This is a genomic window from Paenibacillus pasadenensis (assembly GCF_002864175.1).
Taxonomy (GTDB): Bacteria; Bacillota; Bacilli; order Paenibacillales; family Paenibacillaceae; genus Paenibacillus_O; species Paenibacillus_O pasadenensis.
Genome location: NZ_NFEZ01000004.1, coordinates 1,000,926 through 1,027,713 on the forward strand (window position 1 = coordinate 1,000,926; position 26,788 = coordinate 1,027,713).

General features: G+C 65.0%; 19 protein-coding genes. 12 read left to right on the top strand and 7 right to left on the bottom strand.

Going from position 1 to position 26,788, the window contains the following annotated elements:
• The first annotated feature begins 18 nt into the window (after positions 1-18).
• Positions 19-1,608: an extracellular solute-binding protein gene (locus tag B8V81_RS13940; RefSeq protein WP_307719991.1), complete on the top strand. Its 1,590-nt coding sequence runs from the start codon at positions 19-21 to the stop codon at positions 1,606-1,608.
• 188 nt (positions 1,609-1,796) lie between these two features.
• Here the strand turns inward: B8V81_RS13940 and B8V81_RS13945 are convergent, their stop codons facing one another.
• The 4 genes from B8V81_RS13945 to B8V81_RS13960 form a co-directional block, all read right to left on the bottom strand.
• Entirely contained in the window at positions 1,797-2,099 is a 303-nt protein-coding gene (locus B8V81_RS13945; RefSeq protein WP_028600295.1) for a hypothetical protein, read from the bottom strand.
• Between the two features lie 127 nt (positions 2,100-2,226).
• Positions 2,227-2,838 (bottom strand): GNAT family N-acetyltransferase, encoded by a 612-nt coding sequence (locus B8V81_RS13950; protein ID WP_043111758.1) that lies wholly within the window; start codon positions 2,836-2,838, stop codon positions 2,227-2,229.
• On the bottom strand, positions 2,835-3,446 hold the full coding sequence (locus tag B8V81_RS13955; RefSeq protein WP_028600297.1) for a TetR/AcrR family transcriptional regulator: 612 nt from the start codon (positions 3,444-3,446) through the stop codon (positions 2,835-2,837). The genes B8V81_RS13950 and B8V81_RS13955 overlap by 4 nt, the downstream gene beginning before the upstream one ends.
• Before the next feature lie 134 nt (positions 3,447-3,580).
• Positions 3,581-4,426, bottom strand: coding sequence for an AraC family transcriptional regulator (locus tag B8V81_RS13960; protein ID WP_052333545.1), 846 nt, complete (start codon positions 4,424-4,426; stop codon positions 3,581-3,583).
• A 125-nt stretch (positions 4,427-4,551) separates the two neighbouring features.
• On the opposite strand from B8V81_RS13960, the gene B8V81_RS13965 reads away from it, so the two are divergent.
• From B8V81_RS13965 to B8V81_RS13985, 4 genes are all read left to right on the top strand, one after another.
• Entirely contained in the window at positions 4,552-6,696 is a 2,145-nt protein-coding gene (locus B8V81_RS13965) for a beta-galactosidase (RefSeq protein ID WP_028600299.1), read from the top strand.
• A gap of 1,152 nt (positions 6,697-7,848) precedes the next feature.
• A complete protein-coding gene (locus B8V81_RS25820) occupies positions 7,849-9,087 on the top strand; it encodes a DNA-3-methyladenine glycosylase family protein (protein ID WP_052333546.1) in 1,239 nt (412 codons plus the stop codon).
• 543 nt (positions 9,088-9,630) lie between these two features.
• Positions 9,631-11,283 (top strand): hydroxysqualene dehydroxylase, encoded by a 1,653-nt coding sequence (locus B8V81_RS13980; RefSeq protein WP_228551805.1) that lies wholly within the window; start codon positions 9,631-9,633, stop codon positions 11,281-11,283.
• Between the two features lie 23 nt (positions 11,284-11,306).
• Entirely contained in the window at positions 11,307-12,596 is a 1,290-nt protein-coding gene (locus B8V81_RS13985; protein ID WP_052333547.1) for a sensor histidine kinase, read from the top strand.
• On the opposite strand, the gene B8V81_RS13990 is transcribed toward B8V81_RS13985, so the two are convergent.
• Positions 12,574-13,014: a hypothetical protein gene (locus tag B8V81_RS13990; RefSeq protein WP_028600302.1), complete on the bottom strand. Its 441-nt coding sequence runs from the start codon at positions 13,012-13,014 to the stop codon at positions 12,574-12,576. The two genes, B8V81_RS13985 and B8V81_RS13990, sit on opposite strands and share 23 nt — an antisense overlap.
• A 332-nt stretch (positions 13,015-13,346) precedes the next feature.
• Here B8V81_RS13990 and B8V81_RS13995 point away from each other — a divergent pair, with 332 nt between their 5' ends.
• The 6 genes from B8V81_RS13995 to tyrS all read left to right on the top strand — a co-directional run bounded on the left by B8V81_RS13995 (position 13,347) and on the right by tyrS (position 24,109).
• Entirely contained in the window at positions 13,347-18,395 is a 5,049-nt protein-coding gene (locus tag B8V81_RS13995; protein ID WP_164820174.1) for a CIA30 family protein, read from the top strand.
• Between the two features lie 551 nt (positions 18,396-18,946).
• Positions 18,947-19,444 (top strand): hypothetical protein, encoded by a 498-nt coding sequence (locus B8V81_RS14000; protein WP_028600303.1) that lies wholly within the window; start codon positions 18,947-18,949, stop codon positions 19,442-19,444.
• 4 nt (positions 19,445-19,448) lie between these two features.
• The gene (locus B8V81_RS14005) at positions 19,449-19,814 is read left to right on the top strand and encodes a glyoxalase superfamily protein (protein ID WP_028600304.1); all 366 of its coding nucleotides are present in this window, start codon (positions 19,449-19,451) and stop codon (positions 19,812-19,814) included.
• A gap of 736 nt (positions 19,815-20,550) precedes the next feature.
• Positions 20,551-21,606, top strand: a complete 1,056-nt coding sequence (locus B8V81_RS14010; RefSeq protein ID WP_101808553.1) for a GNAT family N-acetyltransferase — start codon at positions 20,551-20,553, stop codon at positions 21,604-21,606.
• A 77-nt stretch (positions 21,607-21,683) separates the two neighbouring features.
• Positions 21,684-22,439 carry a class I SAM-dependent methyltransferase gene (locus B8V81_RS14015; RefSeq protein WP_028600305.1) on the top strand — a complete coding sequence of 252 codons (756 nt, stop codon included), beginning with the start codon at positions 21,684-21,686 and terminating at the stop codon, positions 22,437-22,439.
• A gap of 380 nt (positions 22,440-22,819) precedes the next feature.
• A complete protein-coding gene (tyrS, locus tag B8V81_RS14020; protein WP_028600306.1) occupies positions 22,820-24,109 on the top strand; it encodes a tyrosine--tRNA ligase in 1,290 nt (429 codons plus the stop codon).
• Between the two features lie 59 nt (positions 24,110-24,168).
• Here tyrS and B8V81_RS14025 read toward each other — a convergent pair whose 3' ends face one another.
• Both B8V81_RS14025 and B8V81_RS14030 read right to left on the bottom strand, forming a co-directional pair.
• A complete protein-coding gene (locus B8V81_RS14025; RefSeq protein WP_028600307.1) occupies positions 24,169-24,501 on the bottom strand; it encodes a hypothetical protein in 333 nt (110 codons plus the stop codon).
• On the bottom strand, positions 24,498-24,977 hold the full coding sequence (locus B8V81_RS14030; protein WP_028600308.1) for a DinB family protein: 480 nt from the start codon (positions 24,975-24,977) through the stop codon (positions 24,498-24,500). Before B8V81_RS14030 ends, B8V81_RS14025 begins: the two co-directional genes overlap by 4 nt.
• A 171-nt stretch (positions 24,978-25,148) precedes the next feature.
• Between B8V81_RS14030 and B8V81_RS14035 the strand changes: the two genes are divergently transcribed.
• Entirely contained in the window at positions 25,149-26,243 is a 1,095-nt protein-coding gene (locus B8V81_RS14035) for a LacI family DNA-binding transcriptional regulator (protein ID WP_084137540.1), read from the top strand.
• Positions 26,244-26,788 lie beyond the last annotated feature (545 nt).

Here is a 26,788-nt window from a genome sequence, read left to right on the forward strand (position 1 = left end):
CCTAGAGGAGGAGTCAACGTGAGCAAAAAAACAATCGGCCTGCTGATGACGACGGCGCTGCTGGCGACGGCGCTCGCCGGCTGCAGCGGCAACGGCAATGGAAACGGCAGCGGAGGCAGCGAGGCGAACGCGAACGCGGGGGCGGCGGCGAACAGCGGCTCCGGCGAAGCGAAGGCGATCGACACGTCCAAGAAGGTCGAGCTCGTCTGGTACGTGCTCGGGGACGGCCATGCCGACAGCCCGAAGATCCAGGACCAGATCAACGCGATGCTGGAGAAGGACATCAATGCGACGATCAAGCTGAACTTCACGACGTGGAACGACTGGCAGACGAAGTACAACCTGCTGCTGACGTCCGGCGAGAAGGTCGACATGGTGTTCGCCTCGACATGGGCCGACTACTACAAGTTCGCGGACCAGGGGGCGTTCAAGGAGCTGAACGACCTGCTCCCGACCTACATGCCCGAGACGTGGAAGGCGGTGCCCAAGCAGGACTGGGACGAGGCGACCGTCAACGGCAAGATCTACGCCGTGCCGAGCACGTACCCCGAGTACACGCCGGACGGCCTCGTCTATCGGGAGGACTGGCGCAAGGAGCTGAACGTGCCGGAGATCAAGGATCTCGACTCGATCGAGGCGTACCTGGACGCGGTCAAGACGCAGAAGAAGGTGACGCCGATCAACGGCAAGGCGTGGAACGAGGTGTTCACGCTGTTCAAGGCATACCACGGCTACGAGCAGATTGGCGGAGACAGCGGCGTCATCGTCGCCAAGTCGTATGATGCGCCGCGCGACATCGTCAACTACGCGGAGACGCCGGAGTTCGAGCAGTTCGTGAAGCGGATGAAGACCTGGTCGCAAAAAGGCTTCTGGACCTCCGATACGCTGAGCTCGCAGAAGGAAGCCGGCGATGCCCTGAAGGCCGGCACCGGCGGCGCCTACTGGCGCAACGCGCCGGGCGCGGGCGGCTTCATCGTCGACGCCGAGAAGACGAACAAAGGCACCGACTACGCCTACTTCCCGTTCACGCGCTTCCATGGCTACGCGATGCCGACGCTGTCGGTCAACAACGCGATGGCCGTGCCGAAAAGCTCCAAAAACGCCGAGCGCTCGCTGATGGCGCTGGAGAAGATCCGCACGGACTCCCGCTACTTCGACCTGCTGACGTACGGCATCCAGGACACGCATTACTCGCTTAGCGACGATGGCAAGCTCGCCATCTCGCCGCCGAAGGGCAAGGAGAACGACAAGAACTTCAAGGGCTACGGCATCACGAGCTGGGGCTGGCGCGTCACGAGCCTCGCCAAGGAGCAGCAGGCGGGCGGCTGGACGGAGTTCCCGGCGCTCATGGAGGAGTTCAAGGCCGAGAGCAAGCCGAACATCTTCGCGCCGATCATCATGGACTATAAGCCGGTCAAATCGCAGCAGGCGGCCGTCAACCAGGTCATCCAGCAGTACGGCATGCCGCTGATGATGGGCCTCGTGCCGGACGTCGACAAGGCGCTCGAGACGTACCGCAAGCAGCTCAAGGCGGCCGGTGTCGATCAAGTGCTCGCCTATGTGCAGGAGCAGGCGAACGCCTACTTCGACGAGAAGGGCATCCAGTAGGAGCGGCGGTACGGCGCCGTCAGGCAGCTGAACCCTGTCGGCAAACCAAACACGCCCCGGTCCACATCAGGACCTTGGGGCGTGTTTTGGCGCGTCGATGAACTCTTTCTTATCCTTCACTTTTCCTATAATAGTCTACCTTATGAAATGATTTGAGGGGAGACCTTTCATCCCGTGAACGGTCAACGTCAGCAAGGAGCGGCTGCGGAAGCCGCGACGAGCGGCACCGCCTTGGCTCGCTTTGACCAGAGGCGGTCATGCGTCTGCAGCAGGCGCGGCCGCAGCGGGCTGCGCGGGGAGTTGACGGAGCGGCGCAGCAGGACGGGAACCGCTGAGCTGCCGACGAAAACGGCGACGCGGGTGAAGTCGTTCTCCTCCATCACCCATCCGCAAAGCGAGCTGGCGCCGAAGTCGCACCAGAGGAACTGATGGATGGAGTACCTCGGCACGATGACGAGGATCATCCGCTTGCGGAGCAAGCGCTGGAGCACGGCGGTTCGCCTCCCTTCCGGACGCGGATGCGGAGTGTCTGCGCCTCAGTGTATGCCGGCGAGGAATTGTCCCATGATGGAGAGTTGAACAAAGCCTGCCCGAATCTCGGGCAGGCTTTGCAACGTCTCACGCCTTCTCCAGACGCAGCGAGATCATGTGATGGAACCCGGCTCTGCGGGCCTGCTTGGGGGATAGGGACTTGCGCTTGTATTCCGTGAACCCCAGCTTCTCATACAGGCGCATGGCCGGAACATTGGTATCCGCGACCTCTTCGATCAGATAGGTGCGGTACGGCAGATGATCCAGCATATGTCGAATCACCGCCGAAGCCGCTCCTTGGCCGCGGAAGGACAAGGCGGTGCCGATGAACTCGACCGACCCCGTTTCCGCCGGCGGGTCGACAAAGGGCTTTTGGAATTCCCTCTTCAGAATGAGAGCGGCCATCGAGCCCTTGAACCAGCCCAGATGCCGGCGGAGAGGCGCGCTCTGAAGGTTTACGGAGAAGCGGCGACAGTCGGTGCAGGCGCCGAAGGCCGCCACGCGATCGCCGGCGAGCGCCACATAAAATTGATCCAGCACGAACATATGGGCGAATGCCTTTGCGATGATATCCCGGTCCTTGGAAAAAAACGAGAGCCACTGCGAGAAGCCTTCGGCGAAAATCTCCGCCATTTGGTTCCTGGCCTCTGGGCCCGCGCGGTCGGCCCGAACAACTTCAAAGGCGTCGGAATGCTTCATGACGATTCCCCTTCCTTTTTGAAAACCAAGGTCAAGAGCGGTCTCGACGGCATCGAAAATCCTTCCCCCAGCATCACCTTCATCGTCGCCAGTCCCTGAATCGAGGAAAAGAAATAGAGCGCCATCTCGAGAGCATTGCCATTGCGAATCTGGCCTTGACGCTGTCCTTGAACGATGAGCGCGGCAGTCGCTTGCAGAAGATCGGCATTGATCTGCATGAGAGCCGCTTTCCGATCGGCCGTCTCCGCGGAGAAGAAGGATTGCGTCATCAACAGCATGAGGTGTCCCAAGTCATCGCCGGAAGACAGATCCGAATACACCTCGTCCGCGAACCGTGCCAGTTCCTCAGCAGGCTTGTCGCAGGTCTGAAATCTGGCGATCAGCGTCTCCAATCCGGAGATGGCGAACTGCAGCAGCTCCTCGAAAAGCTGCTCCTTTGTCTTGTAATGACGGTACATCAGACCCGTGCTGATGCCCGCTTGATCGGCAATATGCTGAACATTGGTGGAACCGTATCCTTGACGAACGAACAGCTGCATCGCCGCTGTCTGGATTTTGACTCGGGTTGCAAGGCGCATGGCCTCATATTGTTCCGGTGTACGGGGCACTTCACCCTCCCCTTTAATGAATGAAATTTTATTCATTATAAAATCAATGAAGCAGACTGTCAACGTGCACCGTCAAGGCGCATCGCCGCGAGCCGACTCGGCGAGTACGGTCCGAATCGGCTGATTTCGCCGGCTTACGGCCGGCCGCTGCGGAACCGGTCCGGCGTATCGCCGGTCAGCCTGCGGAACGTGGCGATGAAATGGCTGACGTCGCGGAAGCCGCTGTCCTGGGCGATCGCCCGCAGCGGAGCGCCGGGGCGGCTGAGCAGCAGCTCGCGCGCCCGGCGGATGCGCAGCCGCAGCAGATAGGCGTAGGGCGAGAGGCCGAACAAGCTGCGGAACAGCGTGTTCAGCCGCCGGCCGGATACGCCGGCCTGCGCCGCCATGTCGTCCAGGCCGACGGCCGGCCGGTGCAGGTTCGCCTCGAGCCAGGCGAGCAGCGGCTCCAGCTGGCGCAGCTGCTGCATGACGGCGGTGCCGGCGTCGGCGCTGGCGTACGTGCCGAGCGCGAGCAGGAAGCGGTACGCCTGCTGCGACGCTTCCAGGCCGAGCGGATCGGACGCGGCCTCGAGCTGGCCGAGCGAGCCGAGCAGCAGCGAGCCGAGCGGAGATTCCTCCTCCCAGCGGTACAGCCCCGGCGCGGCGAGGCCGAGCGAGGCGAGCAGCGCCGCGGCCTCGCCGCCGCTGAACGTCATGTAGACCGTTTTCCAGATCGAGTCGTCCGCGCTCCGGTACCGGTGGGGCGCTCCCGGAGGCAGCAGCAGGCCGCTTCCGGAGCGGAGCGTCTCCGAGCGTCCGCCCCATTCGATCCGGCCTTCTCCGGAGACGGTCTGCAGCCAGTGGTAGACGGAATAGCCGTCCGGACGATGGAACGGCTCCTGGTCCGGATTGAAGCCGAGGCTTTCCAGCCGGAGCGGAAGCGGCCTTTCCTTGAGCTCGACGGCGACGATGCGGCGATGACGCGGTCCGGGCTGCTGCATGCGGCTCTCTCCTTTCGACAGTTCCATATTGTTATATTAGATGTCCATATCCTTGGATATCAAGGGAATTGGGGAAGGGATACAATGGGGATATCCTTATATCCCATTCGAAAGAGGGGCTTCTGATGATCTCGAACAAGCTGCCTAAGATCTGGTATGGAGGCGATTACAATCCCGAGCAGTGGGACGCCGAGACATGGTCCGAGGACCATCGGATGTTCAAGCTCGCCGGCATCGACGTCGCCACGATCAACGTGTTCTCGTGGGCGCTCGACCAGCCGGACGAGGACACGTACGACTTCGCCTGGCTCGACGAGCAGTTCGAGCTGCTGCACGGCCAAGGCATCGGCATCTGCCTGGCGACCGGCACGGGGGCGCATCCGGCGTGGATGGCGCGCCGCCATCCCGACGTGCTGCGCGTCGATTTCGACGGGCGCAAGCGGCGCTTCGGCGGCCGCCACAACTCCTGCCCGAACAGCCCGGCCTACCGCAAGTTCAGCGCCGCGCTGGCGACGAAGCTGGCCGAGCGCTACGGCAGCCATCCGGCGCTGCTCATCTGGCATGTGAGCAACGAGTACGGCGGCTACTGCTACTGCGACAACTGCGCCGCGGGCTTCCGCTCCTGGCTGCAGCAGCGCTACGGCTCGCTCGAGGAGCTGAACCGCTCCTGGAACACCCGTTTCTGGGGCCATACGTTCTATGATTGGGAAGAGGTCGTGCCGCCGAACGCGCTGAGCGAGGAGTGGGGCGGCAGCCGCACGAACTTCCAGGGCATCTCGCTCGACTACCGCCGCTTCCAGTCGGACAGCCTGCTGGACTGCTTCAAGCTGGAGCGCGATGCGGTGAAGGCGCTTACCCCGGACATTCCGGTGACGACGAACCTGATGGGATTTTACCCCGAACTCGACTACTTCAAATGGGCCAAGGAAATGGACGTCGTCTCCTGGGACAACTACCCGTCGATCGACACCCCGCACAGCCTGACCGCCATGGCCCATGACCTGATGCGCGGCCTGAAGGACGGCCAGCCGTTCATGCTCATGGAGCAGACGCCGAGCCAGCAGAACTGGCAGGCGTACAACTCGCTCAAGCGGCCCGGCGTCATGCGGCTGTGGAGCTGGCAGGCGGTCGCGCACGGCGCGGACACGGTCATGTTCTTCCAGCTGCGCCGCTCGATCGGCGCCTGCGAGAAGTACCACGGCGCGGTCATCGAGCATGTCGGGCATGAGCATACGCGCGTGTTCCGCGAGGTGGCGGAGCTCGGCGGCGAGCTGCAGGCGGTCGGCGGCGAGCTGCTGGACGCGCGCGGCGACGCCGCGGTCGGCATCGTCTTCGACTGGGAGAACCGCTGGGCGATCGATCTCAGCAGCGGTCCGACCGTGGCGCTCGATTATGTGAAAGAAGCCCACAAGTACTACGACGCTCTCGCCAAGCAGCAGGTTGCGGCCGACATGATCGGCGTGGACGCGGACTTCTCGCGCTACCGCGTCGTCATCGCGCCCGTCATGTACATGGTGAAGCCGGGCTTCGCCGCGGCGGTCGAGCGGTTCGTCGAGGCCGGCGGCACGTTCATCACGACGTTTTTCAGCGGCATCGTCGACGAGCGGGACATCGTGCGTACGGGCGGCTACCCGGGCGAGCTGCGCCAGGTGCTCGGCATCTGGTCGGAGGAGATCGACGCGCTGCTGCCGGAGCAGCGGAACCGCATCGTGCTGAGCTCGGCTTGGAGCGGCGGCGCGGAGGATGCAGCTGCCGAGGCGCAGCGGCAGACCGCGGCGGGCTCGGAGCATGCCGGCACGGCGGCGGCAGGGACGTCCGCGCGGATAGCTGGCGGCGCGTCCGGGCTCGCCGAGTACGAGTGCGGCCTGCTGTGCGACCTCATCCATAGCGAGGGCGCCGAGGTGAAGGCCGTGTATGGCGACGACTTCTATGCGGGCATGCCGGCGCTGACCGTCAACCGCTTCGGAGCCGGACGGGCGTGGTACGTCGCGACGAGCCCGGACGAGGCGTTCCTCGGCGACTTCCTGCGCGAGGTGTGCGCGGAGAACGGCATCGAGCCGCTCGTCGCCGAGGCGTCGGCGGAGCTGGAGACGGCGGCGCGCGTGAAGGACGGCCAGCGCTACCTGTTCCTGCTCAACCATGCGGCCGAGGAAGGCTGGGCCGAGCTGAGCTCGGGCGGCGACGACCTGCTCGGCGGCGGCGCGAGCGTGGCGGCCGGACGCGTCAGCGTGCCGGCGCGCGGCGTGCGGATCATCCGCCAGCGGGCATAGCGCCGGCGCGCGGCGTGCGAAGCCAGCTCTTTATAATTGAAGCCGCTCCGAACGTCCGTATGGACGCTCGGAGCGGCTTGTTTTTCGTGGAGGACATGAGACTCCCTCGAGGCGTCGCCGCGCCGGGATATCCGCCAGCCAAGGCACTTTCGACTCCCTCGTGGAGTCGCCGCGCCGGGTTTCCGCCAACCAAGGCACTCTCGACTCCCTCGTCGCGTCGATATGCCGGGTATCCGCCAGCCAAGGCACTTTCGACTCCCTCGTGGAGTCGCCGCGCCGGGTTTCCGCCAACCGAGGCGCTCTCGACTCCCTCGTCGAGTTGCCGCGCCGGGTTTCCGCCAGCCAAGGCCCTCTCGACTCCCTCGTAGCGTCGATGGGCCGGGTTTTCACCAACCAAGGCCCTCTCGACTCCCTCGTGGCGTCGATATGCCGGGTTTTCACCAACCAAGGCGCTCTCGACTCCCTCGTCGCATCGCCGCGCCGGATATCCGCCAACCGAGGCACTCTAGACTCCCTCGTCGCGCCGAAGTGCTGGGTTTCCGCCAACCAAGGCACTTTCGATTCCCTCGTGGAGTCGCCGCGCCGGATATCCGCCAACCAAGGCACTCTAGACTCCCTCGTCGCGCCGAAGTACTGGGTTTCCGCCCACCAAGGCACTTTCGACTCCCTCGTCGCATCGATATGACGGGTTTCCGCCAACCAAGGCCCTCTCGACTCCCTCGTGGCGTCGATGGGCCGGGTTTTCACCAACCAAGGTACTCTCGACTCCCTCGTGGAGTCGCCGCGCCGGGTTTCCGCCAAGCGAGGCACTCTAGACTCCCTCGTCGCGCCGAAGTGCTGGGTTTCCGCCAACCAAGGCACTTTCGACTCCCTCGTGGAGTCGTCGCGCTGGGTTCCCACCAACCAAGGCCCTCTCGACTCCCTCGTGGAGTCGCCGCGCCGGGTTTTCACTAATCAAGGCACTCTCGACTCCCTCGTCGCGTCGCCGCGCCGAATCATGCTGGCGCCGTTCTGCTAGCCGAGCTCCGAGAAAAGATAGAACGAGTAGGAGGCAACACTCCCGGAGAGTCCCATGAAAGCGCAAGATTCGGCTATGGACAACTTGGGCGCGAGAAAGGTAGAGTCAGGGAATGACAGGAGGGAGGAAGCAGCATGGAAACGACCGATAGAAACGGAGCGGCGCAGGAAGAGGCGAGCCGCCTGCGGATTGAGTTGCCGGAGCTGTTCAGCTGGCCGGCGGTGCTGGGCTACTTGGCGAGATCGAGCGACGAGGCGCTGTACCGGGTCGACGGCAGCGAGGTGACGAAGCTGTTCGAGCGGGAGGGCGAGCTGGCGCTGGTCCGCTTCCGTTGCCGGGACGATGTCCATGCGCTCGAGGCGGAATTCGTGCCGATCGGCACGGATGCGAGCGAGCCCGAGCCCGCCGCTCCAGCCGCGGGGCGCGCCGGGCCAACGTCCGCCCGATCAATCGGCGGCCTCCCGGCAACCGCCTCCGCCGCCGACTCGTCGCCGTCCGCAGCGCCGTCCGCCGCCGCGGCTGCACCCGCAGCGCTCTCGGCCGCTCACCCAGCGAGCGAGCCCGCGCCTGAAGACCCGGCGAGCGGTCTCCCGCCCGCCGCTCCAGTCGCGCCAACGTCCGCCGCTGAGCCCTCGGCCGCTCGCCCGGCGCTCGAGCCCGCCGACCCGCCCGCGCCTGCCGCCGCCCGGCCTTCCCCGGCGATGCAGGCGCATGTGCGGCGCTACGCCGAGGAGTGGTTCGACCTGGACCGCGACCTGGCGCCGTTCTACCGGCTGGCGGCCGCCGACCCGCTGCTGAAAGAGGCGGCGGAGACGTTCCGCGGCCTGCGGATGGTCGGCATCCCCGATCTGTTCGAGGCCGCCTGCTGGGGCATCATCGGCCAGCAGATCAACCTGCCGTTCGCCTATGCGCTCAAGAAGCGCTTCACGGAGTCGTTCGGCCGCTCGGTCCGCCACGGCGGCTGGACGTACTGGTGCTTCCCGAAGCCTGCGGCGGTCGCCGCGCTGGAGCCGTCCGACATCGCGGCGCTGCAGATGACGACGCGCAAGTCGGAGTATCTGATCGGCGTCGCGCGTCATGTCGCGGCCGGCGAGCTGGACAAGAGGGAGCTGGCGGCGGCCGGCTGGTCGGCTGCGGAAAAAAGGCTGACGGCGGTCCGCGGCATCGGGCCGTGGACCGCGCATTACGTCATGATGCGCTGCCTGCGCATGGCCGAGGCGCTGCCCGCCGCCGACGTCGGCCTGCAGCATGCGATCCGCGTCCAGGCCGGCTTGGAGCGCAAGCCGACCGAGCCCGAAGTGCGCGAGCATGCCCGCGCCTGGGCAGGCTGGGAGGCCTATGCGACTTTTTATTTGTGGCGGACGCTGTATTAGGTCTAGGGCGTGCTTGCAAACCCGCTCAGGGGCATCTATCCCCGCCTTTTTGCCCCCTGCTTCGTCACGCAGGCTTGACGTACCCCCGGTACGCCTTCGCCTACGTTCCTCGCAGGGATCAAAAATTCGGTCACATCTGCTTCCTTCGGGGCATGCAAACACGCCCTAGCGAACGATGGCGCGAGAGACGGAGGCTGCGGCCTTCCGTCTCTCTTTTTTTTGCTTTCCTGCGGCAGCGGCCGAGCGCCCGGAAGCCGCCTCGGAACGGCCCTTCCGCCTGCCGAAAGCCGCTTCCGCGCAACGCCCGCCGCTGGAGAAAGCGATGCGCTGCGCGGATTTCCAAGCGATTCCATTTCTCGTAGAGCGACCATTAACGAGAAATATTTCAATAACCGATAATAATCGACAGCAACTGACATTAGTGCGATGGTACTATATGGGGAGCGTTTATACGAGTGCAGGCCTATTGGTGAAGCCGATCAAATCGAGGATGCTAGAGGAGGAGAAGGAAGCTTGGAGAAAAGGCTGCCGAAAGTTGTCATATTGGGCGGCGGAGTCGCGGGAATGAGCGCAGCCCATGAGCTGGCCGAACGCGGTTTCGAGGTGTCCGTCTACGAGGCGAGAGAGGTTCCCGGCGGCAAGGCCCGCAGCATGGAGGCCAAGGGCACGGGCATCGACGGAAGGAAGGATCTGCCGGGAGAGCACGGGTTCCGCTTCTTCCCGAAGTTCTACCAGCATGTGACCGACACGATGAAGAGGATCCCGCTCCAAAGCGGCGCGCGCGGCGGCGTGCTCGACCAGCTGCTCGGAAACGGACGCAAGAGCGTGTTCGACAACCTGGTCGAGGGCACGCGGCTCGGGCTCGCCTTCGACGACCGCGACATGCTCCCGTTCATTACGGAGTTCCCCGAATCGATCTCCGATCTGAAGGTGCTGTTCACGTCGCTGTTCGAAAACCATCTCGGCCTGACGGCGGAGGAGGCGGCGCTGTACGGCGCGAAGCTGTTCGAGCTCGCCTCCAGCAGCAAGCTGCGCCGCTACCTCGACTACCAGCGGGTGTCGTGGTGGGACTTCATCGAGGCGGACAAGCAGTCGGAGCAGTTCAAGCGCATCTTCGTCGGCCTCTCCCGCATCCTCGTCGCGGCCAAGGCGCAGGAAGCGAACGCCTGCACGATCGGCACGGTCGGCGCGACGCTCATGCTCGACATGGTGACGCCGGGCGGCAGCGCCGACCGGCTGCTGAACGGGCCGACCAACGAGGCTTGGCTGTTCCCCTGGTACGATCATCTCGAATCGCTGGGCGTAAAATTCTACCGAGGCGCGCCGGTCAAGGCGATCCATTGCGAGAAGGGCTCCATCGTCGGAGCGACCGTGCTGCTGGACGGACAGGAGCAGCTTGTCGTCGGCGACTGCTACATCGCGGCGCTGCCGGTCGAGGTGATGGCGGGCCTGCTCACCGACGAGCTGGTGCAGGCCGATCCGCTGCTCGGCAGCATCAAGCCGCTGAGCGAGTCGGTCGAGTGGATGAACGGCATCCAGTTCTATCTGAACGAGGACGTCGAGCTGATCCACGGTCATATCATCTGCATGGACAGCCCGTGGGCGCTGACGCTCGTCTCCCAGAAGCAGTTCTGGCCGGGCGTCGATCTGTCCGAATACGGCAACGGCAAGGTCAAGGGCATCCTCTCGGTCGACGTCTCCGACTGGGAGTCCAAGGGCGTCCTGTTCGGCAAGCCGGCGATGCAATGCTCGGCCGAGGAGATCAAGCAGGAAGTATGGCAGCAGCTCAAGGACCATTTCAACCATAGCGGCGACGTGCTCCATGACGGGCTGCTGGAGGCGTGGTTCCTCGACGAGGACATCCAGTTTCCGAATCCGCACGGGGCGACCAACATGGAGCCTCTGCTCGTGAACCGGGTCCATACGTGGGATCTGCGGCCGAACGCCTACACCGCGATCCCCAATTTCTACCTCGCCTCCGACTATGTCCGCACCAATACGGACCTGGCGACGATGGAGGGAGCCAACGAGGCGGCCAGGCGGGCCGTCAACGCCATTATAGATCATTATGAGATCAAGGCCGACAAATGCCGGATCTGGGACATGTACGCGTTCGAGCTGCTCGGGCTGTGGCAGCGCAACGACAAGTCCCGATGGGAAGACGGCCTTCCCTGGAACGGCAAGATTGTCGGCTAGCTGATCGGAAGGAAAGCCTTGCCGTGATCGAATACATTCTTGCGCGCGAATTTCAGGGGTTGATGTACTATCTGACCGCCTGCCTGCTGTTCCTCATCATCACGCCGCGGGTGTCCTTCATGCGCTTCGGACGCAAGCTGCTGTTCGTCGGCATCCTGGCGCTGATGTCCTACTTCTATCTGGGCTACGAGGAGATCGATCCGCTCGTCTATGCCTTCCACCTGGTGCCGGTATGCGTCGCGCTGATCGCCATCTACGAGGGCTGGATCCCGGGAGTGGCGACAGCGGCCGCGTTCATCTGGGGCAACATCTTCATCGCGGGCAACGAATGGGCGCCGGGAACGATCTCCGCGACGATCGTCGCGGCGGCCGGCATCGCCTACCACTACCGGATGCCGTCGCCGGAGACGGTGAGGCGCATGCTGACGATGCACTTCCTGCTCGTCAGCGGCTACATGGCGCTGTTCGTCGGCGTGTCGCTGGCGACCTCCGAGACGATGGACCATCAGCGGATGCTGGCGACCGGCATCGGCACGCTGCTGTCGTCTCCGCTCGTCGCCTACACCTACTATCTGGTCAAGCACCAGGAGCGGCTGACGGAGGAGCTTTTCAACGCTGAGAAATATCATCTCATCGGCCAGCTGACCGCCTCGATCTCGCATGAGATCCGCAATCCGCTGACGACGGCGCGCGGCTTCCTGCAGCTGATGGGCCGCTCCGGCCTCGACTCGGCGACGCTCGAGCGCTACCGGACGAACGCGCTGGAGGGCATCGACGGAGCGAACGCCATCATCACCGACTACCTCAACTACAGCAAGCCGTCCGTGGACGAGCCCCGGCTGCTCGACGTCCGCCAGGAGCTGGCGAGCGTCGAGCAGTGGGTCAAGCCGCTGTGCGTCATGACCGGGGTGGAGCTCGTGTCGAGGCATGGCGTCCACGACGAGCTGCCGGTCGTCGGCGACTCCAAGAAGCTGCAGCAATGCCTGCTCAACATCATGAAAAACGCCGTCGAGTCGATGCCGGAGGGCGGCGTGCTGACGGTCAGCTCCCGCAAGGAGAACGGCAAGGTGCTCATCTTCATCCGCGATACCGGCATCGGCATGAACGAGCAGCAGCTCAAGCGGATCGGCATGCCGTTCTACACGACCAAGGAAAAAGGAACCGGACTCGGCCTGATGGTCGTCACCAATCTGATCCAGGCGATGGGCGGAAGGCTCTACTTCCGCAGCAAGCCGGGTCAAGGCACGATCTGCGAGGTGCATCTGCCGCTCAAGCCGGAGGACGAGCCGGTCATCCCCCTACCCGCTCCATAGTCAGCTCCCACAGCCTGCCTGCCGCAGGCGGAGCGGCGCCGCGCGGCAGCGGGAGCGGAAAGGAGCGGTCCTCGAGCTTCAGCAGGCAGCCCGCGGGCAGCCGGGCGAGCAGCCAGCCCGATACGCGGCCGTCCTCGGGCGGATCGTACAGCATGCCGGCGAGCAGGCTGCCGCCGACCGTCAGGCAGGGCAGCGGCGCCGTGCCGGCGAAGCCCTCGGCCGTGACGCGGATCAGATAGACGCCGCCGGCGGCGACATGGATCGCGACGCCTTCGCTCTTCGGAGCGGAGGCGTCTTTGCGTTGTTTTTTCGGGCCGGCCGGCGAGGAGGGGGCGGCGTCGGCGGCCGGAGCTTCCAGGCGGACTCGGACCTGATGGCGGCAGACGAGACGCGACGGGCGTCTGGGGCGGGCGGGCATGGGCCGTCCTCCTTTCCTTCCGGCAGCCGCTACAGGCAGCGGCTAGCGGGCAGCAGCTACTACCGACAGCGGCTATCGGCAGCGGCTACCGATAACGGATACCGGCAGCGGCGCGGATTCCTCTGCCTTAGCTTATGCGGTGCGGCCGCTTTTTTGGAAAGTTGATTAAAATTAAAATTTGTTGACATAAAGTTTAGGTAAAACTATAATTTCGTTGAATTATAGGAAACGCTGCCAATCCGTTCGCCTAACAAGCTCGGAAGGGAGGGCAAGTCAAACCGCTTGGCCGCAGTTCGGGCAACTCACAATCACATTCGGGAGGCATGAGCTTCATGAACAAGCATCATCCGCAATCCATTATGAAAGCGTTTTTATGCTGGCTTCTCATCCTGGCCCTGGCCGCTCCGGCAGGAGGCATCGGCTCGGCTGCGGCTGCTGCGCCTGCCGGCCAGCCGGACGAGCCGACGGCCGCCGAGGCCGTGTACGGGCTCGCGGAGCCGTCGGCCTTCCAGACCTACATCACCGTAGACGGCGACAGGCTGATGGACGGCGAGCAGGAGTTCCGCTTCGCCTCGCTCAACTATCCCGGCGCGCTCGGCGATCCCGAGTTCGCGCAGGACGACGCGCTGCGCACGATTTCCGCGATGGGCGGCAAAGTCACACGCTCCTACGTGCCGTCGGTGCTGCGCTATGACGGCTCCAACGCCGGCTCGGCGTTCATCCTCGGTCCGGACGCGGACGGCGTCATGCAGTTCAGCGAGGAGGGCTTCCGCAAGATGGACCGGATGCTTGCCCTGGCGAACCGCACCGGCGTGCGGGTCATCGTGCCGTTCGTCGACCAGTGGCAGTGGGTCGGCGGCATCGAGAGCTTCGTGAACTTCGTTTATCCCGGCACGATCACCGGCGACGCGGCGACGGACCCGGACGGCTGGAAGTTCTACACGGATGACAAGGTCATCGATCTGTTCAAGCAGACGGTCGCCTACATGCTCAACCGGACGAACACGATCACCGGCGTGAAATACAAGGACGACAAGGCGATCCTCGCCTGGGAGACCGGCAACGAGCTCGGCGGCTACAACCAGGACAAGTTCCCGCAGGCGTGGACGACGGAGATCGCCCGCTACATCAAGGAGGAGCTGCAGCCGAAGCAGCTGCTGCTCGACGGGCGGTTCGCGATCCATCCGGATTCGCTGACGGACCCGAACATCGACGTCGTCGGCAACCATTTCTACACCGGCAACTTCATCGACAAGGTGAACGGGGACCGGGCCGTCTCCAAAGGAAAGAAGCCGTACATCCTCGGGGAGTTCGGCCTTTACACGGACAAGGAGCCGGTCGACGCGCTGTTCGACGCGGCGCTGCAGAACGGCACCTCCGGCGCGCTCATCTGGTCGCTGCGCCCGCACAAGGAGGACGGCGGCTTCTACTGGCATGACGAGAACCCGGGCAACTGGGCGTCCTACCACTGGCCGGGCTTCTCGGCCGGCGATTATTACGGCGAGACCGGCATCATCCGCACGGTATACAAGTACGCGCATTATATGGACAAGCTCGACGCGGCCAAGACGACGGCGGTGCCGCCGATTCCGGCTCCGGACGGCGCGCCGAAGCTGCTGCCGATCGAGTCGGTCGCGGACATCCGCTGGCAAGGCTCGGTCGGGGCGTCCGGCTACGAGGTGCAGCGCTCCGAGGACAGCGAGACGTGGGAGACGGTCGTCGAAAGCTTTTCGGACGGCGGACGCGCCGGGACGAAGGCGTTCCATGACGAGCGGGCCATCACCGGCGTCAGCTACCAGTACCGGGTGCGCGGCGTGAACGAGAGCGGCCAGTCCGCCTGGTCGAACGTCGTCGCCGTCGAGGCGGCGCGCCATCTCATCGCCGATGAGATGAGCCTGCTGCAGAGCCCGCTCGAAACCCGCAGCACCTATGCGTTCGACCATACGTCCAACGTGACGAACGCGGCGGACAGCTGGAACGAGCTCGGCATCGGCTTCAAGGCTCATGTCGGCAGCGAGTCCGGCGGCACGATCACGTATGCTTCCCCGGTCGCGCTGAAGCGCGCCGCGGCGAAGGTCGAAGGCTCCGGCCAGGTCCGCTGGTTCGCGTCGAGCGAGCCGTACGCGGGGTATGCCGAGGTCGCGGCGGACGTGCAGGACGGCTGGTCGACGGCCGGCAGCCTGCCGGCGGACACCCGCTTCGTCAAGCTGCTGCTCGAGGGCGGCGCGCGGGTCAAGGTCGACCGCGTCGAGCTGGAATACGACTATGCCGGCACGGGCTGGCAGGCGGTGCCGGAGCGCAGCCGCAAGGGCTTCGTCGTCGACCGCGAGTTCGCGGAGCTGCCGGCGTCCAAGTCGGACGCGCTGGAGCGGCGGGACGGCAGCGAGGCGACCGGCGGCCAGGCGGTGCTGGCGAATGCGGGATCCGCAGAGGCGTCGCTCGTCTATTCGGTGCCGGCCGATCTGAGCTCCTACCGGTTCGTCGCCTATGCGCCGGAAGGCAGCGCGGGGCTGAAGCTGGAGGCGTCCATCGACGGCATCGCCTACGTTCCGCTGCAGCCTGCCCTGACGAAGGAAGCGGCCGCCGAGGGCTGGAGCAAGCTCGCCTATTCGAGCTTCGATCTGCCGGCGTCGGTGCGCTATGTCCGCGCGCTGTTCCCGGACGGGGCGGACGGAATCGGGCTGGCCCGCGTCGAGCTCGGCTACGGCAGCAGCCTCGTGCCGCTGACGGAGGCTCCTCCGGCGAATGTGATGGAGGACGGCGAGTACGACTTCGGCCGCGACGACTCGATCGCCGCCCGGTATGAGCGCAATGAGAACGGAGACGGAATCTCGATCGCGCTGGACGGCGAGTCCCGCTTCAAGGGCAGCTACGGCGTCCGGCTCGGCTACGAGCTCGGCTCGGCAGGATATGCCGGCTTGTCCCGCCCGCTCGGCGGAGCGGATCTGAGCGGCTTCGACGCGCTGCATGCCTGGGTGAAGCCGGACGGCAGCGGCAACAAGCTGAGCTTCCAGCTGACGGCCGGCGATGGGCGCGTCTGGGAAGCGCCGGTCGCGCTGTCCGGGACGGCGGCTCGCGTCGTGGAGATCAAGCTGGCGGACTTCGTCCAGCCGGAGTGGAGCAAAGACGCCGCCGGCGAAGGGGCGATGGACCTGAGCTCGGTCCAGCGGTTCGCGCTGATCGTGAGCGGGGGCGAGTCGGCATCGGCTTCGTCCGGGTCGATCGCAATCGACGAAGTGAAGCTTGCGAACGCGTCCAAGCTGGACAACTTCGAGGGCTACGGCGGCTACAACGCGCTTGTGCAGAAGGCGTTCGCCCGCAATGCCGGCGGCGGCCTGCTCGACGTGTCGCTCGACGCCTCGCGCAAGTCCGAAGGCGGCTACGGCCTGCGCATGGACTATGACTTCAGCGGGCCGGGCTATGCCGGAGGCAGCTTCTCGCCGGACTACCTGCGCCTGAGCGGCTATGACGGCTTCAGCTTCTGGCTGCAGCCGGACGGCGCGGGCAACGAGCTGGCGATCCAGTTCTCGGACGACGACGGCAAGTTCTGGGAAACGAAAATGATCATGCGCGGCAGCGATCCGCGGCTCGTGCAGGTGCCGTTCGACGCGTTCCGCCATCCGGGCTGGTACGGCGGCAGCGCCGACGCTCGTCCGGATTCGAGCCGGCTGATCAAGACGTTCTCGCTTTATCTCGGCGGATTGCCGGACTCGCGGTCGAGCGCGGGCACGATCTACATCGACGACATCCAGGGCGCGAATTTCCTCGAGGAGCTGGAGGGCGCGCAGGTGGCGATCGACAAGTCCGTCTCCGAGGTGAAGACGCTGCCGACGACGCTGCGCGGGACGGCGAGCGGCGTGAAGGACGTGCTCCTGAGCATCGGCAAGGACCGCTTCTATGCGCCGGTCGGAGCGGATGGACGCTGGTCGTACTCGACCTCGCGCATCGCCAACGGCGAGAAGGAGGTCGTCGCGGCGGCGGAGCGCTTCGACGGCACGGCCTTAGCCACGGACAAGCTCGTCCTGAAGGTCGACGTGCCGGGCAACACGTATGACGACGGCGCCGAGCCGGTCGTGAAGAACCTGCTGCTCAATCCGGGCTTCGAGGAAGCCGTCGACGAGGCGGCCTGGCCGGTGCTGCCGAAGCATTGGGGCAGCAAGGACGCGGCCGGAGCCGACGTGACGGGCGGCATCGTCAAGCTCGAGGGCGGAGCCCGCACGGACAAGTTCTCGCTCGTCCACTGGAACGACACGGCCTATGAAGTCACGACCTCGCAGGAGGTGGCAGGGCTCGAGCCGGGCGTCTACGAGGTTCGCGCCTGGACGAAGTCCAAGGGCGGCCAGCTCGCCGCGGAGGTGATCGCGGTCGGAGATGGCGGCGCTGCGAAGGCTGCCGCGATTCCGAAAGGCGAGGCGAGCTGGGCGAGCGTCCGCCTGAGCGGCCTCGAGGTGCGCGAGGGCAAGCTGACCGTTGCTATCCATTCCAAGGATCTCGGCGGCAACTGGATCAAGGTCGATGACCTGACCTTGGTCAAGACGGGCGTGCTTGAAGGAGGTGGCAGCGAGCCGACGCCGAAGCCGAGCGAGAACCCGACGCCGACGCCGAAGCCGAGCGGAGATCCGACGTCGACGCCAGCGCCGAGCGAGAACCCGACGCCGACGCCAGGCGGAGGCGAGACGCCAAGCCCGACGTCAACGCCAGGCGGAGGCGAGACGCCAAGCCCGACGTCAACGCCGATCCCAAGCGTGACGCCGAGCGCTTCGCCGAGCGTCGCGCCGCAGCCGACGGCCGGCCCGACGGCATCTCCGTCTCCGACGTCGAGCCCGATCCCGGCGTTCCGCGATCTGGATGGTGCTCCATGGGCGCGCGACGCGATCGCCGAGCTGACGGCCAAGGGCATTTTGCGCGGCACGGCTCCGGGCGTCTTCGAGCCGGGCAAGCCGGTCACGCGCGCCGAATTCATCACGATGCTGCATCGCGTCTTCGGCTTGGCGTCCACGGGGACGGATAGCGGATTCGGCGATGTGAAGGCGGACGCATGGTATGCGGAGGCGGTCGCGGCCGCGGCCGAGCTGGGGCTCGTCAGCGGCTCCGGCGGCGGACGCTTCGAGCCGGGACGCGAGATCACCCGCGAGGAGATGGCTGTGCTGGCGGCGCGCTATCTGCGTCATGCCGGGGTTTCCCCGGCGGGCGACGCTTCCGCGCTGAGCGGCTTCCGCGACGCCGGCCGAGCGGCGGCGTATGCCCGCGGCGCGCTCGCGGAGCTCGTCGCCGCCGGCATCATGAACGGCACTGGAGCGGATACGCTGCAGCCGAAAGGCCAAGCGACCCGCGCCCAGGCCGCGGTCATCCTGCAGCGGCTGCTGAAGCTGCTGCCGTAAGGCGGGCTGTTGCTTTCTCCTAAGGAAGCTCGCGGCGGCAGGTACCTTTAGGCGGCGTTAGATGATGCGCTGACGGGGCCGGACCGCCGTCATGGGGCGTACGGGTGATGCGAGGCGGCGTCGATTGGGTCCAGACCGCCGTCATGGGGCTTGCGGAAGTTTTCAAAGAACGCGGGTCGCTCGACAGGTCCTAACGACGCGTCAAACGCTTAGAGGCCGTTTTCTCCGTTTCCCGATCCGCTAACGACGCCTCAGACGCTTACACGTCTCCAATCTCGTTCTTTCCGCCCATTTGACGCTTTTTTTCAACTCTAAGCGTCTCACGAGTCGTTACGTTTTGGCCAGGGTTGAATTCGGCCTCGTAACGAGCTGATTCGTCGTTAGGCTTCAACCGCCGACGCTCCGTCCAGCAATAACCCCCTCGCTTTCTCTAATCCCGAGCGGCCCGCCCATTCCATAGAATAGGCGGGCCGTTTGTTATGGAAAAGACTTACAAGGGAAGCGCTTCTCTGCTAGGATAAATCTCACGGAGGACAAGGAGGAGGCGGCGGATGAGCAGGACGCTGAAAGAGAGAAGAGCTTGGAGCTGGCAACAAATCGTAATCCGCCTCGGACTGGCGACGATCCTCGTACTCGGCTTCCTGGCCAATGCGAATCTTCCTTGGCGGACGACGCTGGAAAAGCAGGGAATCGATCCGGGGGGAGCGGGCCAACTCGATCGGATCTATGTCATGAGGTGGGATGAACAGGCAGAGGAAACCTCAATCAAGACCGACAGCATGGCGCGCATGACCGCGCTGCTCGAGGCGCTCGCTCCGATGAAGCTGGCACGCGGGCCGTTCAGTCCTGAGCCGGCGATCGACGGCATTTTGAATACCTACTCCGTCTCGATCTATGAAAAAGGCAAGCTAGACGATCCGACGATGGTAACGCTGAGATCCCAAAGCGTCACGATCGGCAAGCGCGATGCTAGCGAGAGCTACACCATTATCGGAGGCTTCGACCGCGCCGAGTTCGATCGGCTGATCGACGCTATGAAAGGGGAATGAGCCAATGGAGTGCAAACGAATCGTGCCTGTGCTGAGGATGCTCGATGTCGAAAAGACGAGGGAGTTCTACCTGGACTTCCTCGGGGCGGAGCTGCTCGGCGAGCATCGGCACGAGCCGTCGATGCCGCTTTACCTGTTCCTGTCGCTGGGCGGCTGCGAGCTGCATCTGTCGGAGCACTTCGGCGACGGGATCCCGGGGGCGAATGTGCGGATCGAGACCGGCGGCGTGAAAGCCTACCAGCAGTCCCTGCTGGCGAAAGCTTACCGCTACGCGAGGCCTGGCCTCGAAAAGCCGCCCTGGGGCGGACTGGAAATGACGGTGCAGGACCCTAACGGCAATCGTCTGACATTCTTCGAGCGGGAGAGCTAGGGCGTGTTTTCATCCCCCGAAGGAAGCAGATGGGGTCGGATTTTTGATCCCTGCGTGACGAAGAAGCAGGGGGAAAAGGGGATAGATGCCCCTAAGCGTGTTTGCAAACACGCCTAGCGTCCCTCGCCTTGCTGGAGAGGAAATGTCGTTCGGAAACGTCCGGACTGCCGTCGTGCGGCTGAGATTGACTCGCTCGGCTGGGGAGAGGCGGTTAAGCGAGGGAAAACTGCGCGTAGCACGCGAGTGCGAATGGGGAGAGGCGGCTACGCGAGGAAAAACTGCGCGTAGCACGCGAGTGCGAATGGGGAGAGGCGGTTAAGCGAGGGAAAACTGCGCGTAGCACGCGAGTGCGAATGGGGAGAGGCGGCTACGCGAGGAAAAACTGCGCGTAGCACGCGAGTGCGGCTGGGGAGAGGCGGCTACGCGAGGAAAAACTGCGCGTAGCACGCGAGTGCGGATGGCAAGAGGCGGCTAGGCGAGGAAAAACTGCGCGTAGCACGCGAGTACGGATGGCAAGCGGCGGCTACGCGAGGAAAAACCGCGCGTAGCACGCGAGTCGGGGAGCGGGACAGCCGACTCGAGCAGGAACGTTCCATCATGAAACAGGGAGAAGCCAGGATATCCTTGCCGCGATGGATGGCCGGGCAAGAACGGCTATACCCGGATCGGGCCTGTCCTTTCGGCGCCGCGCTTGTTAGGCTGGAGGAAACGCTTCAAGACGGGAGTACGATATCGCATGACGCTCATCATCGAACCTTGCGGCCTCGACCGCAAGCCGATTCTCATGAACCTGTACCCGCTCTATCTCCATGATTTGGCGGGCATCCGCGGCGTGCGGCCGAACCGGCACGGCGTCTTCGAGGAGGAAGACGACATTCGGACGCTGCAGGAGCAGCAGGCGGAGTTCGCCATCTGGTGGGAAAAAGAGGGGCTGCTGTTCCCTTACCTCATCGTCGAGGACGGCTTGCCGGCGGGCTTCGCGCTCGTCGCTTCGGGCCCGTACGCGGTCGACGGCAGCGAGTTCACGCTGCAGGAATTTTTCCTGCTGCGGCCTTACCGGGGACAAGGCCGTGCCGAACGGGCCGCCTGCGAAGTGTTCCGCCGCCATCCGGGCCGCTGGGCGCTGTTCACGACGGCGTCGGAGCGCAACGCGGGAGCGGTCTCGTTCTGGCGCAGGACGCTGCTCGGCGCGGCCGGAGACGGCGGTTATGAGGAGACGGACGAGGACATGGAGTACTACGGCTTCGGCAAGCTGTTCCGCTTCCGCATCGGCGAGGCGCTCAGCCGCGCATCGGCGCCGCCAGCTGCCCGCGCCGCCGATGCCGCCCGGCGCGCCGGCTCGCCGCCGGCCTCCGGCTTCGCCGTGCGCCCGGCCGTCCCGGCCGATCTCGACGCGCTGGCGGAGCTCGACGCGCTCGTCGTCGGCCACGGCGGCCGCCGGGAAGCGCTCGCCGCCTACGCGGCGGCCGGCTGCTGCCTCGTCGCCGAGCGGGAGGGCCGGCTGTCCGGCTGCGCCGCCTGGGACCGCAGCTTTTTCGGACGGCCGTTCCTGCAGCTGCTGATCGTGCATCCCGGCGAGCGGCGCACCGGCATCGGCCGCCGGCTGCTGCAGAGCTGGCTGGAGCGCGGCCCCGGCGAGCGCGCCTTCACCTCGACGAACCGCTCCAACGAGCCGATGCGGGCGCTGCTGGAGGCGGCGGGCTTCGAGCCGAGCGGCATCGTCGACCATCTGGACGAGGGCGATCCGGAGCTCATTTTCAGCAGGATGGTTGCCTCGGACGATCCGGTCTGATACGGTAAGGGATGCACAAGCTTCCGCCGATGGGGCTGCAAGCACGCCCCAAGGAAGCGGGATCGGGAGGAATGGACATGGACAGCAAGGAACGCTTCTCCAGCCGAGTGGAGGACTACGTCAAGTTCCGGCCGGGGTATCCGGCGGAGGCGATCGACGCCATCCTGGAGCAGGGAGGACTGGCGCCGGAGTCGGCGGTGGCCGACATCGGGGCGGGCACGGGCATTTTTTCGGGCCTCCTGATGGAAAGGGGACTGCGCGTCATGGCGATCGAGCCGAACGCCGACATGGCCCGCGCGGCTTGGGCGGCGCATGGCCCGAACGAGCTGTTCGGCATCATGCTGGCGCCGGCGGAGGATACGGGGCTGGCGAGCGAGTCGCTCGACGCGATCGTCTGCGCGCAGTCGTTCCACTGGTTCGACCAGCAGGCGGCCAAGGCGGAGTTCGCGCGCATCCTGCGGCCGGGCAAGCGCGTCTTTCTCGTATGGAATTCGCGGCTGACGTCCGGCACGCCGTTCCTCGAGCGCTACGAGGCGCTGCTGCACGAGCACGGCACCGACTACGCCCGCGTCAACCATCGCAACATCTCGCCGGAGCAGCTGCAGGCGTTTTTCCGCGAAGGCACGATGACGCGCCGCGCGTTCCCGAACCGCCAGCGGTTCGACTACGAGGGCGTCAAAGGGCGGCTGCTCTCCTCGTCCTACGCGCCGCAAGCCGGCGATCCGCGGCATGAGCCGATGCTGGCGGAGCTGCGCCGCATCTTCGACGAGACGCAGCAGGACGGGACGGTCGACTTCGACTATGAGACCGAGGTGTTCAGCGGCGAGGTCTAGGGCGGCGCGGCAGCGGATTGACAAGCGCCGCGCCATTCGCTAAAGTGAGAGCGAACAAGCATAGAAGCGTGGAAGGGAAGCAGTAGCGGAGCGAATCTGCGGATCAGAGAGCCGGCGGTTGGTGCGAGCCGGAGCGACAGCCGCCCGCGAATTACATCCTGGAGCTTGCGCGTCCGAACCTGCCCCCGGGCAGAAGGGCGCGGACGGCAGCCGGCCGTTATCCGGCAGAGCGGAGCCCCGCTCCGGGCTTGCCTTCTGAGGCAGCCTGCGCCGCGGCTCAACTCAGGGTGGTACCGCGATGACTCGTCCCTGTCTTTGGACAGGGAGGGGTCTTTTCTTTTTCCACCTTTCCACGAACGACCATAATGGAGGGATACGAGATGACAACGCACCAAGCGGCCGTGAACGCGGCGCTGCTCGAAGATCTGGAGTACAGGGGCCTGGTCTACCAGGTCACGAACCGCGAGGAGCTGGAAAAAGCGCTGGCGGAAGGGCCGATCACGCTGTACTGCGGCTTCGACCCGACGGCCGACAGCCTGCACATCGGCAGCCTGCTGCCGATCCTGATGCTGCGCCGCTTCCAGCTGGCGGGCCACAACTCGATCGCGCTCGTCGGCGGCGGCACCGGCCTGATCGGCGATCCGAGCGGCCGCTCCACGGAGCGCTCGCTCAACACGGACGAGACGGTCGCCGGCTGGACGCAGGCGCTCGGCAAGCAGCTGTCGCGCTTCCTCGACTTCGAGACGCCGAGCAATCCGGCCCGCCTCGTCAGCAACTACGACTGGCTGGCGCCGCTCGACATCATTACGTTCCTGCGCGACATCGGCAAGAACTTCACCGTCAACTACATGCTAGCCAAGGACTCGGTCGACTCGCGGCTGGCCAACGGCATCTCGTTCACGGAGTTCAGCTACATGATCCTGCAGGCGTACGACTTCTACAAGCTGAACCAGGACCACGGCGTGCGGCTGCAGCTCGGCGGCAGCGACCAGTGGGGCAACATCACGGCGGGCCTTGACCTGATCGGCAAGACCGGCGGCAGCGGGGCGTACGGCATCACGATGCCGCTCGTGACCAAGAGCGACGGCAAGAAGTTCGGCAAGTCCGAGTCCGGCGCGATCTGGCTCGACCGCTCCAAGACGAGCGCGTACGCGTTCTACCAGTTCTGGATCAACACCGACGACGCGGACGTCATCCGCTTCCTCAAGTACTTCACGTTCCTGACGCGCGAGGAGATCGCGAGCTTCGAGGCGCTCGTCGCCTCGCAGCCGGAGAAGCGCGAGGCGCAGCGCGAGCTCGCCCGCCAGGTGACGCGCATCGTGCACGGCGAGCAGGCGGTGGAGAGCGCAGAGAAGATCACGGCCGCGCTGTTCTCCGGCGACGTCACGCAGCTGAGCGAGGACGAGCTCGTCGAGGCGCTGTCGGACATGCCGACGACCGTGCTCGCGGACGCCGAGTCGACCGGCCTGATCGACCTGCTCGTCGAGACGAAGGCCGCTCCGTCGCGCCGCCAGGCCAAGCAGGACATCGAGAGCGGAGCGGTAGCCGTGAACGGCGTCAAGCAGACGGGCATCGACACGGCGCTGACGGCGGAGCATCGCCTGCATGGCCGCTACCTCGTGCTGCGCCGCGGCAAGAAGAACTACTACCTCGTGAAGTTCGGATCGTAGCCGGACAAAAGCGGGATGAAGCCGAGCAGCGCTCGGCCTCGTCCCGCTTTTTTTTCGGTTCATTCCGTCGTCCGGACGACGATTTCCTTGGCCAGCTTGAAGTCTTCCTCGACGATCTCGGCGTTCTCCTGGACAAGAAGGGACTTGAAGCGCCGGAACAGATCGCCTATTTCCGGCTCCTCGTCGATGAGGCGGATCGCTTCGGCGTAGCTTTCTTCGGAGTCATACGTCGTGATTTCGATCCATCTCGTCTCGTCTTCCATGCTGTTCAAAAAGAGCGTGCGGAACGAAGCATGCCGGCCATAAACCTCGGCGGCTTGGCGCTGAAGGTCGAGGTACTCGTCCCGCTTTTGTTTTTGGACATGGTAGGCATGCAGCTTGACGTACTTCATCGGATCGGAATCAGGCCCTTGCCGATGAGGTTGGCCGACACCGGCTTCAGCCCGAGCTCCCGCGCCCAGATGGACAACTGCCCGATATGGTGGATCTCATGGGCCAGCACATGCCGCATGACCTCGCCCCAGGCGTGCTGCTCGACGTGTCCGTCGGAGGCGACGTCCTCCATCGGGCGCGTCTCCATGGAGTCGTCCCAGCCGAGGATGAACGGCTCGATGTCGGACCGGTATTGACGGTCCAGCTCCCTCACCTCGGCGAGCGTGGCGAGCCACGGAACCGGCTCGGAGGCGAAGTCGGCTTCCCGGAGCTGCTGGATCCAGCTCCATTCCACGTCGAGGATGTGCTGAAGCGTCTTGAGGATGCTCCCCATGCCGCCGATCCTTTCCCGAACAAGCTCCTCCTCCGGCAGCTGGGCGCACCATTCGTACCATTGGTCGCGAACGATCCAGTTGTACTTGAACCATACCTGCATGGCGATTCCTCCTTGAGCGGCATTCTTTGCCTGCCTCTATCGTAAAGGAAGAAGAGGGAGATGAGAAGCTCGTCCTGCCGCATAAAGAATTGAAAAAAGTTGAAAAAAGACTTTCCAGACGTTATGCTGAAAGGAGCAAATTCTTGCTCCGATGCCGAAGGGATGGGCTTCATGAAAAAAGTAACGCTGCAAATGATCGCCGATAAATTGAACGTCTCCAAAGCGCTTGTATCCAAGGCGCTGTCCGGGGACAGCGCCGTGAACGAGGTGACGCGCGAGATCATCTGGAAAACCGCCGAGGAGGAGGGCTACCGGATCAAGGGCCGCAAGCCGGGCTCGGCTCCGGGCACGGGCAATCTGGCCGTGCTCATGCCGCGGGCTTATCTGGACGATCCCGAGTACTGGGGCAAGATCATCAAGGGCATTGACGCCGAGCTGGCCAAGCAGGGCTACAGCATGCTGCTGTCGAGCATCGACGTGACGATGAAGGTGAAGGACGGCATGCCCCTCGGCATCACCGAGCGCAAGGTGGACGGCGTCGTCGTGCTCGGCCAGCTGCCGGAAGCCTACACCGACCAGCTGACGAAGCGCAAGCTGCCGTTCGTGCTCGTCGATCCGGACGCTCAGCATCCCGACCTGGATCTGGTCATGGCCAACAACTATCTCGGCGCGAGCCAGGCCGCTCAGCTGCTGCTGCGCGAAGGCCACCGCCGCCTGGCGTTTGTCGGCGACGCCCATACGACGTGGAGCTTCTCCGAGCGCCGCCGCGGGTTCGAGGACGCCATCGCCGCGCACAACCGCAAGCGTCCCAAGGATGCGGCGGAGCTGGCGGTCGTCGGGGGGATGGGCGTAAGCGGCAGCGGCATGTACACCAAGCCGGAGTTCGCGGCTTCGCTGGAGCGGGAGCTGCGGGCGGAGCGCCCGGTCACGGCGATGTTCTGCGCCAACGACCTGATCGCCTTCGACGCGCTCAAAGTGCTGCAGCCGCTCGGGCTGGAGTGCCCGGCCGACGTCTCGCTCGTCGGCTTCGACGATCTGACGCTGGCGGAGCTGAACCAGCCGGGCTTGACGACGGTCAAGGTGCCCAAGGAAGAGATGGGCTCGCGCGCGGTGCAGATCGTGCTCGGCCGCATCGCCGAGCCGGAGAAGCTGCCGGAGCTGGTCATGCTGTCGACGGCGCTGGTGAAGCGGGCCTCGACCGTTCCGGCGGCAGGCGCCGGGGGCGGGGACACGGAGGCGGAGAGCGCGGCTACGGCCGGAGCTTGAAGGGTTGCCGGCGGGGGGAGGCGACTGCGGCGGAGCCGCGAAGCAAGGGCGAGAATGCCCTTGGCGGAGCGCCGACTGCGGCGGAGCCGCGAAGAAAGGGCGAGAATGCCCTTGGCGGAGCGCCGTCTGCGGCGGAGCCGCAAAGCAAGGGCGCGAATGCCCTTGGCGGAGCGCCGACTGCGGCGGAGCCGTGAAGCAAGGGCGAGAATGCCCTTGGCGGAGCGCCGTTCGCGGCAATGCCGGGCCGCCACCAAACCAGCTTCTTTTCCTCCCACAACCAGCAGCAGGCTGCCCGCGCCCCGTTGCCGTTTTCTCCAGCCTCCCCAGCAGGATGCATTCCATCAAGCCTCGTCAAAATGGCTAACGAACCTCAGAAGCGCTATTTCGTTCAAAACGCCTCGACAAAAAGGCTAACGAACCTCAAAAGCGCTATTTGGCTTAACAAGCGGCTGAATCGACGAAAAACTCCCCCATAGCGATTCGCTGTATCGTTAGAAGCTCCAACCCCCCTCATTTCAACTCAATAGCGTCTCTTCGTTTCGTTA

Coding starts and splice junctions, on each gene's coding strand:
- B8V81_RS14030 (WP_028600308.1), bottom strand. CDS start 24,977: ATGCAGGTATGGTTCAAGTACAACTGGATCGTTCGCGACCAATGGTAC.
- B8V81_RS14015 (WP_028600305.1), top strand. CDS start 21,684: ATGGACAGCAAGGAACGCTTCTCCAGCCGAGTGGAGGACTACGTCAAG.
- B8V81_RS14010 (WP_101808553.1), top strand. CDS start 20,551: ATGACGCTCATCATCGAACCTTGCGGCCTCGACCGCAAGCCGATTCTC.
- B8V81_RS13950 (WP_043111758.1), bottom strand. CDS start 2,838: ATGAAGCATTCCGACGCCTTTGAAGTTGTTCGGGCCGACCGCGCGGGC.
- B8V81_RS14000 (WP_028600303.1), top strand. CDS start 18,947: ATGAGCAGGACGCTGAAAGAGAGAAGAGCTTGGAGCTGGCAACAAATC.
- B8V81_RS13995 (WP_164820174.1), top strand. CDS start 13,347: ATGAACAAGCATCATCCGCAATCCATTATGAAAGCGTTTTTATGCTGG.
- B8V81_RS25820 (WP_052333546.1), top strand. CDS start 7,849: ATGGAAACGACCGATAGAAACGGAGCGGCGCAGGAAGAGGCGAGCCGC.
- B8V81_RS13960 (WP_052333545.1), bottom strand. CDS start 4,426: ATGCAGCAGCCCGGACCGCGTCATCGCCGCATCGTCGCCGTCGAGCTC.
- B8V81_RS13990 (WP_028600302.1), bottom strand. CDS start 13,014: ATGCCCGCCCGCCCCAGACGCCCGTCGCGTCTCGTCTGCCGCCATCAG.
- B8V81_RS14035 (WP_084137540.1), top strand. CDS start 25,149: ATGAAAAAAGTAACGCTGCAAATGATCGCCGATAAATTGAACGTCTCC.
- B8V81_RS14025 (WP_028600307.1), bottom strand. CDS start 24,501: ATGAAGTACGTCAAGCTGCATGCCTACCATGTCCAAAAACAAAAGCGG.
- tyrS (WP_028600306.1), top strand. CDS start 22,820: ATGACAACGCACCAAGCGGCCGTGAACGCGGCGCTGCTCGAAGATCTG.
- B8V81_RS13965 (WP_028600299.1), top strand. CDS start 4,552: ATGATCTCGAACAAGCTGCCTAAGATCTGGTATGGAGGCGATTACAAT.
- B8V81_RS14005 (WP_028600304.1), top strand. CDS start 19,449: ATGGAGTGCAAACGAATCGTGCCTGTGCTGAGGATGCTCGATGTCGAA.